This is a genomic window from Rhodovastum atsumiense (assembly GCF_937425535.1).
GTDB lineage: Bacteria > Pseudomonadota > Alphaproteobacteria > Acetobacterales > Acetobacteraceae > Rhodovastum > Rhodovastum atsumiense.
Map to the genome: position 1 here is coordinate 33,101 of NZ_OW485607.1, position 17,794 is coordinate 50,894.

General features: G+C 64.0%; 15 protein-coding genes and 2 pseudogenes. 8 read left to right on the plus strand and 9 right to left on the minus strand.

Annotation, left to right across the window (positions count from 1 at the left end; genetic code table 11):
- Nucleotides 1–33: 33 nt before the first annotated feature.
- The 3 genes from NBY65_RS33115 to NBY65_RS33125 form a co-directional block, all read right to left on the minus strand.
- Nucleotides 34–1,097 (minus strand): IS630 family transposase gene (locus tag NBY65_RS33115; protein WP_250266060.1). Its coding sequence is split into 2 segments (ribosomal slippage): nt 34–605 and nt 605–1,097, totalling 1,065 coding nucleotides; the frame shifts between segments, so codons are not numbered across the junction.
- Between the two features lie 87 nt (nt 1,098–1,184).
- The gene (locus NBY65_RS33120; RefSeq protein WP_150045814.1) at nt 1,185–1,811 is read right to left on the minus strand and encodes a mobile mystery protein B; all 627 of its coding nucleotides are present in this window, start codon (nt 1,809–1,811) and stop codon (nt 1,185–1,187) included.
- Nucleotides 1,808–2,269: a mobile mystery protein A gene (locus NBY65_RS33125; RefSeq protein WP_150045815.1), complete on the minus strand. Its 462-nt coding sequence runs from the start codon at nt 2,267–2,269 to the stop codon at nt 1,808–1,810. The genes NBY65_RS33120 and NBY65_RS33125 overlap by 4 nt, the downstream gene beginning before the upstream one ends.
- A gap of 105 nt (nt 2,270–2,374) precedes the next feature.
- On the opposite strand from NBY65_RS33125, the gene NBY65_RS33130 reads away from it, so the two are divergent.
- A complete protein-coding gene (locus NBY65_RS33130) occupies nt 2,375–3,391 on the plus strand; it encodes a hypothetical protein (protein ID WP_150045816.1) in 1,017 nt (338 codons plus the stop codon).
- Between the two features lie 165 nt (nt 3,392–3,556).
- Nucleotides 3,557–4,567 (plus strand): DUF3883 domain-containing protein, encoded by a 1,011-nt coding sequence (locus NBY65_RS33135; RefSeq protein ID WP_162530936.1) that lies wholly within the window; start codon nt 3,557–3,559, stop codon nt 4,565–4,567.
- 221 nt (nt 4,568–4,788) lie between these two features.
- On the opposite strand, the gene NBY65_RS33140 is transcribed toward NBY65_RS33135, so the two are convergent.
- Nucleotides 4,789–6,057 carry an IS256 family transposase gene (locus tag NBY65_RS33140; protein ID WP_250266062.1) on the minus strand — a complete coding sequence of 423 codons (1,269 nt, stop codon included), beginning with the start codon at nt 6,055–6,057 and terminating at the stop codon, nt 4,789–4,791.
- Nucleotides 6,058–6,284: 227 nt separating this feature from the next.
- Here NBY65_RS33140 and NBY65_RS33145 point away from each other — a divergent pair.
- From NBY65_RS33145 to NBY65_RS33155, 4 genes and pseudogenes are all read left to right on the plus strand, one after another.
- Nucleotides 6,285–6,686, plus strand: a pseudogene (locus NBY65_RS33145) (IS66 family transposase); the annotation flags it as partial.
- Nucleotides 6,687–6,732: 46 nt separating this feature from the next.
- The gene (locus NBY65_RS33990; RefSeq protein WP_275266330.1) at nt 6,733–6,864 is read left to right on the plus strand and encodes a hypothetical protein; all 132 of its coding nucleotides are present in this window, start codon (nt 6,733–6,735) and stop codon (nt 6,862–6,864) included.
- A 47-nt stretch (nt 6,865–6,911) separates the two neighbouring features.
- Nucleotides 6,912–7,763: a HamA C-terminal domain-containing protein gene (locus NBY65_RS33150; RefSeq protein WP_162530762.1), complete on the plus strand. Its 852-nt coding sequence runs from the start codon at nt 6,912–6,914 to the stop codon at nt 7,761–7,763.
- A gap of 10 nt (nt 7,764–7,773) precedes the next feature.
- Complete coding sequence (locus NBY65_RS33155) at nt 7,774–9,897, plus strand: DEAD/DEAH box helicase (RefSeq protein ID WP_162530763.1); 2,124 nt, start codon at nt 7,774–7,776, stop codon at nt 9,895–9,897.
- Between the two features lie 14 nt (nt 9,898–9,911).
- On the opposite strand, the pseudogene NBY65_RS34245 reads toward NBY65_RS33155, so the two are convergent.
- From NBY65_RS34245 to NBY65_RS33170, 4 genes and pseudogenes are all read right to left on the minus strand, one after another.
- A pseudogene (locus NBY65_RS34245) lies at nt 9,912–10,061 on the minus strand (IS256 family transposase); the annotation flags it as partial.
- Between the two features lie 585 nt (nt 10,062–10,646).
- Entirely contained in the window at nt 10,647–10,901 is a 255-nt protein-coding gene (locus NBY65_RS33160) for a hypothetical protein (protein ID WP_150043364.1), read from the minus strand.
- A gap of 18 nt (nt 10,902–10,919) precedes the next feature.
- Nucleotides 10,920–13,634: an AAA family ATPase gene (locus NBY65_RS33165; protein ID WP_162530764.1), complete on the minus strand. Its 2,715-nt coding sequence runs from the start codon at nt 13,632–13,634 to the stop codon at nt 10,920–10,922.
- Nucleotides 13,635–13,754: 120 nt separating this feature from the next.
- Nucleotides 13,755–14,102 (minus strand): plasmid mobilization protein, encoded by a 348-nt coding sequence (locus NBY65_RS33170; RefSeq protein WP_150043368.1) that lies wholly within the window; start codon nt 14,100–14,102, stop codon nt 13,755–13,757.
- Between the two features lie 1,338 nt (nt 14,103–15,440).
- On the opposite strand from NBY65_RS33170, the gene NBY65_RS33175 reads away from it, so the two are divergent.
- The gene (locus NBY65_RS33175; RefSeq protein ID WP_150043369.1) at nt 15,441–16,082 is read left to right on the plus strand and encodes a ParA family protein; all 642 of its coding nucleotides are present in this window, start codon (nt 15,441–15,443) and stop codon (nt 16,080–16,082) included.
- Nucleotides 16,083–16,361 carry a hypothetical protein gene (locus NBY65_RS33180; RefSeq protein ID WP_150043371.1) on the plus strand — a complete coding sequence of 93 codons (279 nt, stop codon included), beginning with the start codon at nt 16,083–16,085 and terminating at the stop codon, nt 16,359–16,361. It abuts the gene before it with no gap.
- A gap of 127 nt (nt 16,362–16,488) precedes the next feature.
- Here the strand turns inward: NBY65_RS33180 and NBY65_RS33185 are convergent, their stop codons facing one another.
- Nucleotides 16,489–17,757, minus strand: a complete 1,269-nt coding sequence (locus NBY65_RS33185; protein WP_250266064.1) for an IS256 family transposase — start codon at nt 17,755–17,757, stop codon at nt 16,489–16,491.
- Nucleotides 17,758–17,794: the final 37 nt, after the last annotated feature.

Here is a 17,794-nt window from a genome sequence, read left to right on the forward strand (position 1 = left end):
GGCTGCGGTAGCGCTTATACCAATGCCCACGGGTCAGAACCGATGTGCCCAGTCGCGTAGTCCGATGGACATGATCCGCCAAGGCTGATCCATGAGCCTGTTCCACGCGTCGCAGCAGTGTTCGACGATAGCCTCGTAGGAGCGGAACACTAGGTTCGAGAGCCAGTTGTCACGTAGGAATTGCCATATATTCTCGGTGGGGTTGAGCTCAGGGCATTTCGGCGGCAGCGGCACCAAGGTGATGTTGGACGGCACCACGAGGCGCGCTGAGGTATGCCATCCCGCCTGATCGAGCAGCAGCACGGCATGTGCACCAGGCGCCACGGCGGCGGCGATCTCGACCAGATGCAGATTCATCGCATCGAGATTGCATCGGGGCAGAACCAGCGCTGCCCCCTTGCCCTCCCGAGGGCAGATGGCGCCGAAGATGTAGGTGGACGCCGTGCGCTGGTCCTGGGGTGCAGAGGGTCGAGTACCCCGTCGGGCCCAGCGGCGGGTGAGCTTGTTTTTCTGGCCAACCCGGGCTTCGTCAGCAAACCAGACCTCTATTCGCTCAGGGGCGATACCCGTCTCGGCGGCGATTTCCTCCAGACGGGCCGGGAAACTTTTTTAAAATGTTCGATTGCTCCTTCGGCCTGGGCATGATGGCGCGGCCGAACCGACAGCTTGCGAAAGCCCATCGCCCGCAATTCCCGGCTTATCGTTTGCCGCGACACCGATATCTGGAATTCTTCCCACACCCACTGACACAGATCGATTTGCCGCCAGCGCACCACACCGTGCACCGCCGGGATCGGCCCGCTATCGATGACCGCCGCCAATGCCGCACGCTGCTCGGCAGTCAGCAGAGGCGCTGGCCCCGGCCGCTTGGGATCGATCAGCCCCGCCGGACCAGCCGCGTTGAACTTCACCACCCAGTCCCGAACGATCTGCGGCGTCACCCCGCCGATCTTCGCCGCCTCCGTTCGGCTCGACCCCTCGTAGATCGCCGCCAGTGCCAACAGACGTCGGGCTTGTCCCCCGTCCTTCGCGGCCCGGGCCGCCGCACGGACCAACATCGCGTCAAAATCACCTCGCAAGAGCAGGGGGCGTGTCATGGCGAACCTCCTTCGTTCGCCATCTTGAATCCGATCTCACCCGCGTCGGGCAACCCCCAAACGAGTTGTCATCCACGGGCATTGGTATTAGCCATGGCCTTTCGTCCCGGTCTGGTCGTCTCCCGGCGCGCGCGCGAACGCCAGCAGCGGGCCAATGTCGTGGGCATCCGCTTGCCGCAGGGCGTCGATGTAGCGCCGCCGCAGGTCACCGGCGCTCGCCAGCGTGCCCCGCCCCCACGGGAAGCGCGGCTGGCCGAGTTGCATCGCGAGAAGGTCGGCCATCAGGCGCGCATGGCGGCCGTTGCCGTTAGGGAATGGGTGGATCGCGACCAGCCGGTGATGCAGACGCACCGCGATTTCGTCCGGCGGGAAGACCTGCGCCGCCACCCAGAGCCTGGCGTCGTCGAGCAACTGGCGCAGCTCCACGGGAATCTTCCAGGGGTCTATGCCGATGTTGCGCGTCGTGGTGCGGAACTTTCCCGCCCAACGCCAGACGTCGCCGAACATGTGCCGGTGTAAACTGCGCGCGAAATCCTCGCAGAGGAGGTCACGCCGCAACTGGCGCAGCCCCCATTCCTGCCCGGCGAGGATGTTCGCCTGTTCCGCCGCGTTCAGCTCGCGGCGTAGGGCGATGTGCGAGGGAATGAGGCCGTCCCGTTCCGTGTCGGCGAGCGGCGTGGCCGCATCATCCGGCTCCTCGAAAAGCCCGCTCACCGGTCGTCCCACAGCGTGCGCGGATCGATCGCGCGCGCGAAGGCCTCGTTTTGCGCCTCGGCATCCCGCGCGGCCAATTCCTGCCGCTCCAGCAGCATCGTATGGGCGACCGCCGGCAGGCGACGCCGCGCCACCGCCCGCGCGCGATCCTGCACCATGGTTTCCAGCGGCTTGTTGGGCACGAGCGCGTAGACAAGCTTGCAGTCGAAGGCCGCCGCGACCCTTTGCAGCGAGCGCAGCTGCACTGTGCCCTTGATCTCGGATTGTTCCATGGCGGCCAGCGCCGGCTGGCTGACCTTGAGGCGGCGGGCGAGTTGCAACGAGGACATGCCGAGCGCCTCCCGGATGGCCCGAATCCAGCCCTTGACCGGGGGCGTGAAACGGACGGCGGGGCCGAATTCAGTAAATCTGCGGTCCAAGGCCCGGCGTGCCTCGTGCTTGTGAATGAAGGATTTCATAATCCGCAGCCTATAATTTTATAGCAGATATATAAACCATAGGCTGTATTTTATCGAATGTCAAACAAATTGCGATTTATACGTTCTCTGGAATGAAAAAGACGCGTGCAAGACTTTGCCGCACGGGCACAGGCGCCCGATCCAGGCGCTGAAGCCCCTATTGTGAAGGCCCTCGCTTTCGCGGATAATTCCAAAAGAAAAACGAAAGACGGCACCGAGACGATGCGTTCCCTATGGCGACTGCACATCCGCCCGAACGGCGGACATGGCAACATTGCCGCTTCCGTCGGGCTCTGCCTGGAGCGCTCGATCATCGGCATGGGATGGGCGGCGCCGAATGAGGCCGTGACGCGGTCGGCCGATCTTGAGTGGTACAAGGCGGCCGCTGCCCGGCAGTACCCGGACAGCACCGCTTGGCATTCGGTCTGGACGTTCGCGGCGGATCCGCAATTAGGCGACCTGGTATGGTTCCGAGACCTTGAAGGCCACTTCTTCCTCGCCGAGATCACCGGCCCCTGGCAATACGCCTACGAGGACGACGAGGCGATCGGCGCCGACATCGTTAACTTCCGGCCGGCGCGTATCATCCCAGTCGGGCTGGCCGATGCCGTGCCCGGCAAGATCATCGCCTGCTTCCGCCCGCCGATAACCTTTATGCCCATTCGCTCACCGGGCATGCTTGCCTTCTCGGAGCAGCTGGCCGGTCTGCCGGTGAGTGGCGATGCGGGGCGTGACGTTTTCGAGTTCATGTCCGATGCCGACCTCGAAAACTTGGTCTTTGTTTATCTGCAGTTTCTCGGCTGGTACGTGCTGCCCGGCACCCGCACGGCCACCACGGCCCATTATGAGTTCGTGCTGGTCAACCGCGAAAGCGGCGAACGGGCCGTCGTGCAGGTCAAGTCCGGGCATACGTGGATCGACGCTGCCCGCTATGCCGGCGCGGAAAAGGCTTTTCTCTTTGCCGCCTGCGACCACTACGGCACGAACCCGCCGCCGAACGTGGTCATCATCACCCGGCCAGAGCTGGAGGACTTCATGCTGAGCCAGCCCCATCTGCTGCCGCGCGCCGTGAGCCACTGGATGGCCATTGCCGGTCTCGCGCCAGTGGGAGGGACGCCATAGAACGGGCAGAACAGTACGGTTCACGGCCCGCATCTGCACCGTCGCCGAAGCGAGCGACTTCACAAGGCGTTCCGACCGTCGATCGGCCGAGCCATCCGCTCATCCTCCATCTTGCGCAGGCAAATGTATAGGGCTCCGATCGAGATCGGAACGAATGTAGGTGACATGCAGAAAGCGCCCACCAAAACGTCCCGCAAGACGACCACGACACTTCCCAAGGTGATCTTCTTCCACATCGGCTGGACCCGGGAATATCGCGGAGCCAAGGACGATCCCCCGCTCGGAAAATTTGGCTTCATCGGCGAGTGGCACGAGGCCCTGAACTTCCGCCCATACCGTGGGCGCTGCTACGGCTATGCGCCGCACTCCAGCGTCAGGGTAGGCGAACTAGGGGCGGCCCGCGGAGCGGACTATGCGGATGGGGTTCTGGTGATCTGGACAGCAACGGATCCGGCGGGTGGCGGCCGCTACATCGTGGGATGGTACCGAAACGCAACCGTTCATAGGCAACTCGATGACAGGCGCCCTAGCGGGGCCATGACGCTGGCGATCGCCGACGCCGCAGCGGACGACTGTTATCTCGTCCCAGTCGACGAACGACGCTTCTTCGTCCCTAGCTTGCAAGATGGATGGCCTGGACAGAAGAGTGCGTTCTACGCCAACAAGCACCTCTCGGATTCAGACCTGAAAAAGGTGATCGCTTACATAGATGGTCAGTCGTCTAACGGGTTCTTTCGTGAGGAGCCCGCGCAGGCCGACAAGAAGAAGAGACACGGCGGAGGCCGCAGCCAGGATCCAGAGACACGGGCGCGCGTGGAAAGAGCCGCGGTCGATCTAGTGACGACACAATACGAGCATGATGACTGGGACGTTGAGTCCGTGGAGTCGGACAACAAGGGCTGGGACCTAGAAGTGACCCGGGCCGGGATGCTGCTCCGCGTCGAGGTCAAGGGACTTTCCGGCGAAGGCGCCGTCGAGCTGACCCCTAATGAGTACGAGGCCATGAGGTCGAAAGACAAGCGCATGAGCTATAGGCTCGCGATCGTCTGGAACGCGCTATCGCGGGCGCCGACTCTTACCATATTTTCCTACGAGCCGGGAACGGAAGCATGGCGCTCCGATGACGGCAGAAAGCTCCACTTCAAGGACCTCATCGGCGCGCGGGTTAAATTCTAGTGGATAAAACCTGACGGAAGAGACCCAAGGGAATGGCAGAAATCTGCGCCTTTCAAAGGAATTCGGCCGGCACCAAGCGTTAGGTTTTCACCACTAGCAGCCTGTCCGGCTTAACGCTGCGAATCGACCTCGTTTAGAACCGGAGCGCCTGAACTTGACCGAAGAGGAAAGCCGCCTCATGCCGGTGCCGGAGCTATGCTGGAAATTGGGTGACGGCCCGATCAGGCGGCGGTCTGCACTGGGGCCTCGATGACCTCGAGGCCGTTGCGGAATCTGACACCTCGGACGACCTTCGGCAACTGGTTCTCACCCTTCAGGCGGCGCCATGTCTTGGCAGCCGTCATCACCAGTTTGAAAACCATGAGGCGGGCAGTGTCCTGCGAGAGCGCGCCCTTGGTCCGCACCGTGCGTAGGCGAACGGTGGCGAACACGCTTTCAATCGGGTTCGATGTGCGCAGATGATCCCAGTGCTCGGCTGGGAAGTCGTAGAAGGTCAGCAGCGCGTCACGGTCCTTGAGCAGGCAGGCAACGGCCTTGGCGTATTTCGCCGCATATTTCTCGGCGAACGTATCCACGGCGTCCTCGGCCGTGGCACGGTCAGGCGCCTGCCAGATCTCGCGCAGGTCATGCTTCACCGCGGGCTGAACCGACTTGGGCAGCTTGTCGAGGATATTCGCGGTTTTATGCACCCAGCAGCGCTGATGCCGGGTGGTCGGGAACACCTCCCCCAGTGCTTTCCAGAAGCCGAGACTTCCATCTCCGGTGGCCAGCCGCGGCGCGACCGCCAGCCCGCGGGCCTTGAGGTCGACCAGCAGCTCGTGCCAGCTCTGTGCGCTCTCGCGCATCCCGACCTGAAAGCCCACGAGTTCCTTCTTGCCCTCCGGGGTGGCGCCGATCAGGACCAACATGCACTCGGCCTGCGGCTCCATGCGCGCCTGTAGATAGACGCCATCGGCCCAGCAATAGACGTAATGCCGGGCCGACAGATCACGGCGCTGCCAGCGGGTATAGTCGGACTGCCATTCGTCCCGCAGACGGCCAATGACCGCAGGCGACAGGTTCGGCGCCTCCGGGCCGAGCAGCGCCGTCAGCGCCTCCTGGAAATCGCCCATCGAGACCCCACGCAGGTAGAGGATCGGCAATAGCGCGTCCAGGCTGCGCGTCCGCCGCGCCCAGCGCGGCAGCAGCGCCGAGGTAAAACGGATCCGCTCCGCTTCCGACGCGGCGCCGCGATCGCGCAGCTTCACCCGCCGCACCGGAACCGGCCCAATGCCAGTCTGCACCAGGCGTTCGGGCCCATACCCGTGTCGCACCAGCCGCTCACGCCCGTCCGGCAGCCGCAGACCACTCATTTCGGCCAGGAATGCCTCGGCTTCCGCTTCCACCGCCTGGGCCAGCAGACGCCGGGCGCCGCTCCTCAGCACCGCTGTCAGCGGGTCATCCACCTCATCGGGCTGACGGAGGGCAACAACCCTGGTATGGCTCGTCATGGCGTATCGCTCCTTCAGGAGGTTCTGGCAGGCTCGTCACCCGCCTCGATACGCCGCCTCACTCAGGCCGTCGTCACCCAGTTTCCCCCATAGCTCCCGGTGCCGGGCGGCGGCTTCAAGCAATGCTACAACGCGCAGGCCGCTGTAGCGGCCGGTCCCTGCTGGTGGTGGCCAACAATGTAGTGCAGGCGACCAACGACAAGCAGCAGGTCGTGCCGATGCCGGACAAGGCGATGAACTATATGCTGAAGCGCTGGGACACGTTCAGTCGGTTCCTCGACGACGGCCGGATCTGCCTGTCAAACAACGCCGTCGCGCGCGCCCTGCGCGGGATCGCTCTCGGTCGGAAAGCGTGGTTGTTCGCAGGATCAGATCGCGGCGACGAGCGGGCCGCGGCGATGTACTCCCTCCTCATCACGGTAAAGCTCAACGATATCTATCCGCAAGCCTGGCTCGCCGACGTGCTGGCGCGCATCGCTGATCATCCAGCTTCGCGCCTGCACGAACTGCTGCCCTGGAACTGGCGCAGGTTGAACCAGCATGGAGCCTACCGCCGCCTGATCGCAATCCGCGGCACTCAGCGGATGGATACACAGCGGGCGGCACACTGGCACTGTTCGTTAAGCTAGCGTGCCGCCAAGCGGCGTCAAACTCAGCGGCCGGGATGCCAGATTCGTGGACGATTACCTGCACCAGCGCCAGCAAGTCCGCGATCGTGTCATCGGTCATCATGGCGCCAGCCATGCCACAAACCAAGCAATCCTGCTGAGCCGTCCGGCCTCGTGGGAGCCATTGATCAATCAATGATAGCGCGATTATGTTCTGACGCATCAACCTGTTGGCGACACCTGCGCATGAATGCTCTTCGGCCGCAGCCTTTCCTCGAGGTCCGGGTAGAAGACACTGTCGGATTGCCGACCCTGCTAGGGCTATGCGCAGGTTACGAGCTTGGGCAGTGGCGCTCGAGGCAATTTGCCAAGTACCTGATCCGGAATCTGATTGAATTTATCTACCCCATCGAGGAATGGGACGCTGCAAATTCTGCCACGGGTGTCGAAATGACTGCTCGGGCGGCGGAGGCAGTCTATAAGACGACGAAATACGAGAATCGTGGCGAAATCGGTGAACTAATCCTGTTTTCCATCTTGCGATCGTACTATGGCTCGCTTCCGGTCGTGTCCAAGTTCTATTTCAAATCAGCCGTCAACGACACAGTGAAGGGTTTCGACGCTGTGCACTTTATCAAAGGAAAAGACGGCCTAGAGCTTTGGCTCGGAGAGGTGAAGTTCTATACCGACGCTGCTGCTGCAATCCGCGACGTAATCGAGGAGCTCCATAAACACCTAGAGGCAGATTATCTGCGCGGGGAGTTCACATGGATCGGTAATAAGATGCGAGGCGATGGGCCCCATTACCACGAGATCCGGCGCCTGTTTGACGACAAGACTTCGCTCGATCAAGTGTTCCCAGTGCTGCACATCCCGGTGCTGATTACCTACGAAAGCAAGGCTATCGGCACCCACGACATTGTCAACGATGTCTACAGGGCTGCAATCGAGGCGGAACTGCGACACCACTTCGAATCGTTTAAGGGCCGTTGTGCCATCCAACGTGCCGCCGTCCACCTGATCCTTGTCCCTCTAGGCAGCAAACGAGCCTTGCAGGAAGACTTCGACAGTAGGCTCCGGGCCGCTCAGGATCTCTAGGAACCGGATGATGAACCCCGACGAACTTCGCCGGATCCTCAGCGACCGAGCCCAGATCCGACGGGATCCGTTTAGGGTGGCGCGCATGGTTGCAGATATCTGCAACGCGGATCCAGACGCCATAATCGCCAGGGAGATGGTGATTCGTGCTCTCGACCACTCGGACCTTTTCGAATCGCTGAATGGCTTGCTGGATGCGCTTGCCCGCCAAGTTGGTCTCTTTCCCTATGCGGTGCCTGAAAAGCTCGGCCTGCGCGACCAGCTTGCATGGGAAGCGCATCGGCCGCTCAACCTGCAACTTGACGGTAGCGACATCGTTTTTCACCGCGAACAGGCCGACGTTTATCGTGGCTTGATGGATGGACATAGCTACGTCCTCAGCGCACCGACGTCATTTGGGAAATCCCTGGTCATCGACGCGCTGATCGCGTCGGGCCGGTATCAAAATATCATTATTATTGTTCCGACCATTGCCCTAATCGACGAAACCCGCCGAAGGCTCGGCCGCTTTCGGGACAGATACAAGCTGGTAACTCACCCCGACCAGGCACTTGCCGAGTGTAACATCCTGATTGTAACCCAAGAACGGGCAATTGACCGTGAAGACATCAAATCTATCGATTTGCTGGTGATCGACGAGTTCTACAAGCTAGATCCAGCTTCGGAGGAGGAACGGGACCGCGCGTCGGCATTGAATCATGCCTTGTACAAACTGAGCCGGATCGCCAAGCAGATATACCTGCTCGGGCCAAACATCAGCGAAATTCCCCACGGTTTCGGTGCTCGGTTCAAATGCCAGTTTAAGCGCACAGACTTCAACACGGTAGTTTCCGAGGTCCGGCGCCTGGCTCCCACGCCGAACCGCGAGGAAGCTTTCGTCGAACTATGCCGCACTCTTGACGAGCCGACCCTGGTCTATTGCAAGTCGCCCAAGCAGGCGAACGATGTCATGCGCCTGCTGATCAAGCGACATGTCACGGATGAGATCCCTAAGTTGGAGCGTGCGGCGGAATGGGTTGGCCTCACCTATCACCCGGAATGGTCGCTGCGGGATGCCCTAAGGCTCGGTATCGGCATTCACCACGGACGCCTGCCGCGCTCCCTCGCTCAGCTAATGGTGGCCCTGTTCAATGACCGGCTCCTACGGTTCCTGGTCTGTACTTCCTCATTGATTGAAGGTGTAAATACCTCCGCGAAGAACGTCGTCATCTACGAGAGCAAGATCGGATCTCCTCCGCTCGACCACTTCACTTTCAAGAATATCCTGGGACGGGCAGGCCGCATGCGGCGCCATTTCATAGGCAATGTCTACACCTTCGATCCGCCCCCGGCAGAGGAATTGGATTTCGTCGATATCCCGGTGTTCACCCAAGGCGACGATACGCCCCTTGGATTGCTGGTTCAGGTCGAAGACAAGGACCTGCGCCCCGAAGCTAATGAGCGCCTCACTGGGATACGTCAGCAGGATGTCCTGTCATTGGCGACGATCAGGCTAAATGCCCACATCAACCCCGAAGACCAAATTGCCTTGGCTAAGGAGCTGATGCAGCGCTTTCACACACTTCATCCTCCCATGTTCTGGACGGGACTTTACCCAACTTGGCCTCAGCTGCAGACGGCGTGCATGCTTATCTTTAATTTCTTTATCAAAAGGCCGCGTCAGGGGGTATTTTCTGGATCACAACTTGCCTTTCGCCTAAACAAGTTGCGAGAGGCCGGATCGACTGCCGCCTTTATCCGAGTGATCTTGTCTTCCGATCGAAATGTCGAAACGCCCGACGAGGCGGTGGAAACCGGTATGGAATTTACCCGCAATTGGGCAGGATTCACGTTCCCCAGGTATCTCATCGCACTCGACCGCATCCAGGCCGAGGTATTCAGGCGCCGTGGTCTAAGGCCGGGCAACTACGCCGCCTATGCTGCCGCGGTTGAGTCTCTCTTTATGCCACGCGAGATCCCAGAGCTAGAGGAATACGGCCTTCCCACCGAGATCGGCCGCAAAATCCAATCTCGGTTGGTAATCGGCCAGGGCCTCGACGTAGCGTTGCTGTCGCTGAAGCGTGCTGACCTGAGCGGCATCCCTCTATCTCCTTTCGAGCGGGAGATGGTCGATCGTTGCCGTGCGGATCTGTGACGAGCTCCTGAAGTCAAGCCGCGCATTTCCGCCAGGAACGCCTCGGCTTCCGCTTCCACCGCCTGCGCCAGCAGCCGCCGGGCGCCGTTCCTCAGCACCGCTGTCAGCGGGTCATCCACCTCATCGGGCTGACGGAGGGCAACAACTCTGGTATCGCTTGTCATGGCGTATCGCTCCTTCGGGAGGTTCTGGCAGGCTCGTCACCCGCCTCGATACGCCGCCTCACTCAGGCCGTCGTCACCCAGTTTCCCCCATAGCTCCGAAACCCCCTCTCGCCCACCGTACAAGGGATTCTCGAAACCGCCTGCTACGCTCCGTAACGGCGGGCGATCCCCAGCTCTGCCCCATCGGGAATGGTCAAAGTCGAGACGGGCAGAATAGCACGGTTGGCGGAACGGACAGGGAACAACGACATCGACTGCCCCCGGTCAGACTCGATAACCAGTTGTTATCGCGTTTGCCTAGCTCTGCCCTAATTAGCGATAAAAGCTGGGACATCAGTGGGGTGCTGATCCTTCTCGGCGACCTCTAGCGCTCTGGTGAGGATCCGCAGGTGTGCCGGTCGAGATTGCGGATCCGTCGGGCGACGAAGATTTTGAGTGGTAGCAACGGCACCGCGTCCCGGGTGGAGGATCTCGCAGTTCTTCACCATATACGGAGACGCCGCATATCTCTCCTTGCCCACCTGACCTGAAATGGCCCCAAAGCCATTTTTGCTTTTCTCGTGCATCCAGGCCCGTTTCCGCGGCTCATCCGTCAAGCTCATCCTCGTCGAAGGCACGGGGGCGCTGCGGTTCGAGGCGGGGAGGCTGGGTGCCTAACGGGGCAAGGTAAACATAGCCGTTGAACCCGCCGACCGGCAGGCGGTCGAGAAAGACATGCACGCCGCCCTCTTCGTCGATCCGCGCCTTGCCGATTTCAAGCCAGCGGCCCTGCCGTTTCAGGTTCATGGCCCGCTTCACCGCAAACGCGGTGTGGGTCGGTGTTTTTGTTGTGTCGGCCATGCGCGAACCCTAGCAAGTCTAGGGCGACAACGAAATACGATCTGACACTACATCGAAGTTTTCCTCGATCTGGCCGTCGCTTGCCGCATTGGCGTCCCAGAGAATGAGCCAATCGAGCGTGTCGGAGAGAAAGGCCTTTTCTTCATCAGAGGCATCCGGCGGCACCGGTGCCGCGCGCCATCGGCCGATCTTTTGTGCCGCTTGCCTGAAAGACTTCCGGACATTGAAGCGCCGGGCCAGGCCGCGCGCCAGGCTCGCGAACCCGCCGCCGGCGGTTCCGCCGCGCCGCCGCCGCGGAAAGGGCTTCCCGTCGCGGGGTGACCGGCCTGCGAGGGTGCGGGCTGCCGCCCGGCAAGCGGCCAGCAACCCGGCCAAGGGGCCGCGGCTCTTTTCCGGCTCGCCCCTGTCCGGCCCGGGCGGCAAGGGCGGCGCCGCGTTTCCCGGCACGATCCCAGGGGCTGAGGGCCCCGGAACCGGCACGCCGCGAAGGCCGGACGGCAGGGGCGGATCCGGGGGCGCCGCAAGCCTGGGCCGCCCTGGATTGTTCTGAACCGGCCCGGCTGTGTCCGCCCCCTGCCCCCGGTCAGGCGCGGCCGCCTGGTAGGAGGAAGCCGCCCGCTTCGTGTCCGCGCGTCCCATGTGCCGCGCCAGCGCGGCGAGGTCGTCCGCCCCATGGTCCTCCTTGGCCCATTGCTCCTGGACGTAGGCGACATAAGCGGCAAGGTCGTATTTGGCGGCCAGCGCCGGCTTTGCCTCCGCCCAGGCGGCATAGCTCCGCGCGGCCTGGGCCTGGAGGGCGGCGGTCAAGGCGTCGTACCCGCCCGCCTTTGCCATCCAGGGCTGGAGCCCCCGCAGCGCGTCCTTGGCCACGAACACCGCGACCGCCTCCCTGTGCCGGGACAGGGCGACATAAGCGGAAGCCGCGCGCCAATGCGGCGAATGATAAAGATACGATTGGTCGAGCGTGCGGCCCTGCCCGCGGTAGATCGTTCCGGCATAGCCGTGCCGGAAACTCCGGAATGCGCCGGTCTTGGCGTCGGCGCCGACGGTGAACGTGACTTCCCGGACAGCCGCGCCGGCCTTGCCGTCGAGCGCCACGGTGACGCGGGAACCGTCGAGCGCCAGGATGGTGCCGACATTGCCGGTGACGAGACCGGCGTCCCGCGCCCCTTTGCGGGACGCGCTGCCGGTGAACTGGATGCGGTCGCCGACCGCGAAAGCCAGCTCGCCGTTCGCCGTGGCCAGCCAGTGATCGGCCCCGAGCTCGCCCCGCGCCTTGCGGGCGGCGCGAATGGCCTGGTTGAGGGCATCGACATCCTTGTTCGTGTAGGCGAAAACGAAGCGGGCCTTGGCCGGAGCGGCCGCGACGTCGGCCATGTAGCGCGCCACGAGCGCGGCCTGCGCCTCGTCCTGCCGGTCGCTCCAGTGGAGCGCGCCGCGCGCGGCGAACAGGCGCAAGGCGCCGGCGAAGTCGCCCTTGTGCATAAGGTTGAAGGCTTGCTTCTGGCGCGGGTCCGCGACCCGGCGCACCTCGTGCAGCTCGGCCGCGCCATGCGCGGCGCGCAGCGGCCCGAACATGCCGCCGCGCTCGATGCTGCCGAGCTGGCGGTCGTCGCCCGCCAGGATCAATTTCGCACCCGCCGCCCGCGCCGCGGCGGCAAGCTGCGCCAGAGGCGCGGTCGCCAGCATGGCGGCCTCGTCGACGACGAGAACGGTGTTCGCGTCCCAGGCCGTCGTCCCCTTTTGCAGCCGCAGAAGCTCGGCGGCGACCGTGCGCGCCGTGCCGAACCCGTCGCGGCGCATGTCCTGGGCGACCGCGTTCGTCCAGGCGAGGCCCACCACCCGGCGGCCGCTGCCCTCGTAGGCGGCCCGCACGGCGGCGAGGGTGGCGCTTTTGCCTGTTCCCGCCTCGCCCGCCAGCAGCGCGAAGCCCGCACGGCCGGTCAGGGCGGCAAAGGCGACGCGCTGCTCGGCCGAAAGGAAGGGATGCGCGTCCAGCGCCGCGGCGGCCGCCGCCGGATCGGCGGTATGCCCTTGCGCGGCGGCCAGCGCCGCCGCGTCCGCCGCCAAGGCCTGCTCGGCGGCCAGCACCTGCCGGGTCGTGTAACAGCTCACGGGCGCATCCCCGCTCTCGCGCAGGCCGATGACATCGGCCCGCGTCAGCAGGCGGTCGGCGAACGCCGCGCGGGCGGCGGCGCCCGGGATCGCCCGGGCGAGCGTCCGCAAGAGCGCGGCCCGGCTGAAGGTTGCCTGATTTTTCGTAAGCAATTCAAGGACAAGCGCCGGCGCAGCGTGCCATTGCGCCGCCAGTTCCGGCGCGGTCAGCCGGCCGTGGCACCGCACCGGGCCGTGCGCGATCTCCCATGCCTTGGCCCACCGGCTTAGCGCCAGATAGTCGTCCCTGTCCGGAAACGCTTTGCCGGTCTCGGGATTGATGCGCGACGCCACGATGTGCAGATGCGCATGGGTCGTGTCGTTGTGGGCGACGAACACGGCGCGCGCCGTGCCCAGACCGAGCGCCTGGAGCGCGCTCCGGGCTGCCGCCTCCATGTCCGGCCGGGACGGGCGTTCGTCGGGATGCCAGGACAGGGACAAGTGCAGCGCGTCCCGCGTGCAGGGGCGGGTCCGGCTTGCCTGGTGCAGGGCTTCCCATTCCATCATCCGGCGCGCCACCTCGGCGCGGTCCGGGCCATCGATTTCGAAACCGAAGTTCTGGCCGGCGAGCCACGCCACGCGGCTGCCCTGCCCTGGCGCCAAAACCGGAGGCGGAGCCGCCGGCACGCGCTTCCCTTCTCCCAGCACATAGCGCATCAAACCGCTGATACCGCACCCTTTTTCGACGTTTGGGATCATTCAGACGCCCATGATCCGGCGCGTCGCCTCCCCGAGTTCGGCCAGCGCCGCCCGCAGGGCGCGCGCACTGGCGATCTCCCCGGTCGCGTTGGCATGGTGGGCTAACTGGTTCAAGTTGTTGCCGATGCGGGCGAGCGCGGCCACCAGTTCGCGCTGCTCGGCGCGCGTGCAGGTCCGGTCGGCGGGCGGCAGGTGGCCGTTCAGGCAGCGCGCGCGCACGTAGGCGGCCATGGTCAGGCAGTGGGATTCCGCGCGCTGTTCGAGGGCCATCCGCTCGTGGGGGGTCAGTTGCACGGTGTAGCCGGCGGTGCGGCGCGCGCCGCTATAGGTCCGCCGGTAGCGCCCCATGCCCTCCTGCCTTTCCGCCGGGGGCGGCGAGCGCAATTCCAGCGGAATTGCATAGCTCGCTCCCCTTCTCTCCGTCTTTCGTTGCCATGGGCTAAGGGTGGGCGGCAGCGGCTAAAATTCCGATCCTGATCCCCTGGCCGCGCGGTAGGAAACGAGCCGCCGCCAAGGGGCGGCGAAGAGCGTCACATGTGGAACGATCTCCCTTGGAGCAAAGGGCCAAGCCAGGCGTCGGCCCCCGGCTTGGCCCGATCCCAAGGGCGGGGAAAGCGGCAGAGAAGAACCGCGGGCGAAGCCCCCTCCCTTTAAAGGGAGGGCCGCGAAGCGGCGCGGAAGGGGGAGGGTCGGACCGCCCCTCGGTGCCGCCCGTTCCCGAAGCGCCGTTGCACCAGACTTCCCGGCGCGCCGCGCCCGCACCGGCCCCGGCGCGCGGCTTTAGCCTGCTGCGAGGGGCCAGCCCCTCGCGCTCCCCGGGATATTTGAACAAGGAAATCACCAGCCGCTTCAGAAAATGGCCGCGCCGCCGGAAGCCGCTCGGGGCAGCGGCTTTGCTAGGAACCTAGAAATCTAGCAAGCTAGAAATTTGATGTCGCCCTTCCCTGCCCCGTCCCGGCAAAGGGACCACGGGAAAGGTGCTCTGCCTCGCGGGGGAAGGGCAGGCCGTGCATAAAGGCTAGAGTCCTAGGAATGGGAAATCCTAGGATTCCTCCCCTCCCCTCCCCCATCTTGGCGCCCCGCCCAAATGGGGAAACGCCAGGAGCCGACATTCCTAGGAAGCTATGAAGCTAGGATTGTTGAATCCTAGAAGCCGAAATCGCCCTCTCCGTGCCGTGGCTTGGGCAGAGAGGTCGTCCCGTCGGGGCTAAATGGTCGGCGGGAAATGCTAGAAAGCTAGGATCAAAGAAATCTAGGATGCTAGGGGTGACGTTTTGGCTTTGCGGCCTCATAGCGCGGCCGGGGCAAGGCAAGTCAACCGCTTCCCTAGAAAGCTAGAAATCTAGGATTGCAGAATCGTCGAATCCTAGCGTGACCTTTGGCGCCACGGCGATCTGGAAGGGGTTCCGGTAGCAGTGTCCTCGTAAAGGGGCAGTTACCACCCCGACCGGCTCTAGCAAGCTAGGATGAAAGAATCCTAGGAATGTCAAATCATAGCTTCCTAGGATCGGCGACGGCTTCCAACCCCGCCCTTTGGGCCGCCGAAGCGCAACAGGGGCCGCGTGGCGCGCGCCAAGCCCCCATGTATGAGGTTGCTTCCTTCCTAGGAATCGCATATCCTAGGAATTTAGGATGTTAGGCTTCTAGCGTCCTAGCGCATACTCCGAGCATCCTAGGAATCTAGCAATGATTATCTCCCTGATTTCCCAGAAAGGGGGGGTCGGCAAATCGGCGTTGGCCCGGCTCCTTGCGGTCGAATACATCCGCGCCGGCTGGACGGTGAAGATTGCCGACCTCGACACGATGCAGGGCACCTCCACCAAGTGGAAAGCGCGCCGCGACCGCGCCGGGATCACCCCCGAAGTCCCGGTCGAGAAGTTCGCGACGGTCGAGCGCGCCATTCGCGAGGCCGAGCGGTTCGACCTCCTCCTGCTGGACGGGCCCGCGCACGCGGAGCAGGGCGGGCGCAGCATGGCCAAGGCCTCCGACCTGATCCTGATCCCGAGCTGCTACGGGCTGGACGACCTGGAGGCGCAGGTCGAGGCCGCCTACGAGCTGGAGGAGGGCGGCATCAACCGCGACCGGATCTGGTTCGTGTTCTCGCGGGTGACCGGTTCCCCGGCCGAGGACGAGGCGGCGCGGGAATATCTAGAGCGCGCGAAGATCAATGTCTTCGAGCCGGTGCTCCCGGAGCTGCCCTCCATCCGCCAGGGGCATAACGGGGGCAAAGCTGCCTCGGAAATCAGCTTTCCAGTGATCCGCGAACGGGCCATCGCCCTTGCCCTTGCGATCGCCACCCAAGCGCGAAGTGTGAAGGAGGCCGCCTAAATGCAGAATCCCTTGAAGATCGCCCCGCCGCCGCCCCGCCGCACGCCCGTGAGCGAGCCGGCGGCCGATGTGGCGGCGCCGCCCGCGCCCGTGGCCCCGGCGGCACCGCCGCCGAAATTCGCCCAGGTCAAGGAGGACGAGCGGGTGCAGTTCAACAAGCGGGTGACGCGCCGCGTCGCCGACGGCTTCGAGATGCTCGCCATCCGTTCGCGCAAGCGGGTGCCGGAGCTGCTGGCGGAAGCCCTGGAACTGCTGGAAGAACGCTACGGCAAGGTCTAGTTTCCTATGTTCCTAGCATCCTAGGATTTTTGGGAGTCAGGCGGCTTGCTGCCGATGCGCGGCGCTTTCAAACCAACGGATGCCGCGTTTCGACGAGAGCTATGCTGGAAACTGGGTGACGGCCCGATCAGGCGGCGGTCTGCACTGAGGTCTCGATGACCTCGAGGCCGTTGCGGAATCTGACACCCCGGACGACCTTGGGCAACTGGTTCTCGCCCTTCAGGCGGCGCCATGTCTTGGCGGCCATCATCACCAGTTTGAAAACCATGAGGCGGGCAGTGTCCTGCGAGAGCGCACCCTTGGTCCGTACCGTGCGCAGGCGAACGGTGGAGAACACGCTTTCGATCGGGTTGGACGTGCGCAGATGATCCCAGTGCTCAGCCGGGAAGTCGTAGAAGGTCAGCAGCGCGTCACGGTCCTTGAGCAGGCAGGCAACGGCCTTGGCGTATTTCGCCGCATATTTCTCGGCGAACGTATCCACGGCATCCTCGGCGGTGGCACGGTCGGGGGCCTGCCAGATTTCACGTAGGTCATGCTTCACCGCGGGCTGAACCGACTTGGGCAGCTTGTCGAGGATATTCGCGGTTTTATGCACCCAGCAGCGCTGATGCCGGGTGGTCGGGAACACCTCCCCCAGTGCCTTCCAGAAGCCGAGACTTCCATCCCCGGTGGCCACCCGCGGCGCAACCGCCAGGCCGCGGGCCTTGAGGTCGACCAGCAGTTCGCGCCAGCTCTGCGCGCTCTCGCGCATCCCGACCTGAAAGCCCACGAGTTCCTTCTTGCCCTCCGGGGTGGCGCCGATCAGGACCAACATGCACTCGGCCTGCGGCTCCATGCGCGCCTGCAGGTAGACGCCATCGGCCCAGAGATAGACGTAATGCCGGGCCGACAGATCACGGCGCTGCCAGCGGGTATAGTCCGCCTGCCATTCGTCCCGCAGACGGCCAATGACGGAAGGCGACAGGTTCGGCGCCTCCGGGCCGAGCAGCGCCTTCAGCGCCTCCTGGAAATCGCCCATCGAGACCCCACGCAGGTAGAGGATCGGCAACAGCGCATCCAGGCTGCGCGTCCGCCGCGCCCAGCGCGGCAGCAGCGCCGAGGTGAAGCGGATCCGCTCCGCTTCGGACGGGGCGCCGCGATCGCGCAGCTTCACCCGCCGCACCGGAACCGGCCCGATGCCGGTCTGCACCAGGCGCTCCGGGCCGTGCCCGTGTCGCACCAGCCGCTCGCGTCCGTCCGGCAGGCGCAAGCCGCGCATTTCCGCCAGGAACGCCTCGGCTTCCGCTTCCACCGCCTGCGCCAGCAGCCGCCGGGCGCCGTTCCTCAGCACCGCTGTCAGCGGGTCATCCATCTCATCGGGCTGACGCAGGGCAACAACTCTGGTATCGCTCGTCATGGCGTATCGCTCCTTCGGGAGGTTCTGGCAGGCTCGT

What these genes read in the sequence shown, in the direction of transcription:
- NBY65_RS33125 (WP_150045815.1), bottom strand. Translation starts at nt 2,269, where the DNA reads ATGAAATCCTTCATTCACAAGCACGAGGCACGCCGGGCCTTGGACCGC.
- NBY65_RS33135 (WP_162530936.1), top strand. Translation starts at nt 3,557, where the DNA reads ATGCAGAAAGCGCCCACCAAAACGTCCCGCAAGACGACCACGACACTT.
- NBY65_RS33140 (WP_250266062.1), bottom strand. Translation starts at nt 6,057, where the DNA reads ATGACGAGCCATACCAGGGTTGTTGCCCTCCGTCAGCCCGATGAGGTG.
- NBY65_RS33150 (WP_162530762.1), top strand. Translation starts at nt 6,912, where the DNA reads ATGAATGCTCTTCGGCCGCAGCCTTTCCTCGAGGTCCGGGTAGAAGAC.
- NBY65_RS33155 (WP_162530763.1), top strand. Translation starts at nt 7,774, where the DNA reads ATGAACCCCGACGAACTTCGCCGGATCCTCAGCGACCGAGCCCAGATC.
- NBY65_RS33160 (WP_150043364.1), bottom strand. Translation starts at nt 10,901, where the DNA reads ATGGCCGACACAACAAAAACACCGACCCACACCGCGTTTGCGGTGAAG.
- NBY65_RS33170 (WP_150043368.1), bottom strand. Translation starts at nt 14,102, where the DNA reads ATGGGGCGCTACCGGCGGACCTATAGCGGCGCGCGCCGCACCGCCGGC.
- NBY65_RS33175 (WP_150043369.1), top strand. Translation starts at nt 15,441, where the DNA reads ATGATTATCTCCCTGATTTCCCAGAAAGGGGGGGTCGGCAAATCGGCG.
- NBY65_RS33180 (WP_150043371.1), top strand. Translation starts at nt 16,083, where the DNA reads ATGCAGAATCCCTTGAAGATCGCCCCGCCGCCGCCCCGCCGCACGCCC.
- NBY65_RS33185 (WP_250266064.1), bottom strand. Translation starts at nt 17,757, where the DNA reads ATGACGAGCGATACCAGAGTTGTTGCCCTGCGTCAGCCCGATGAGATG.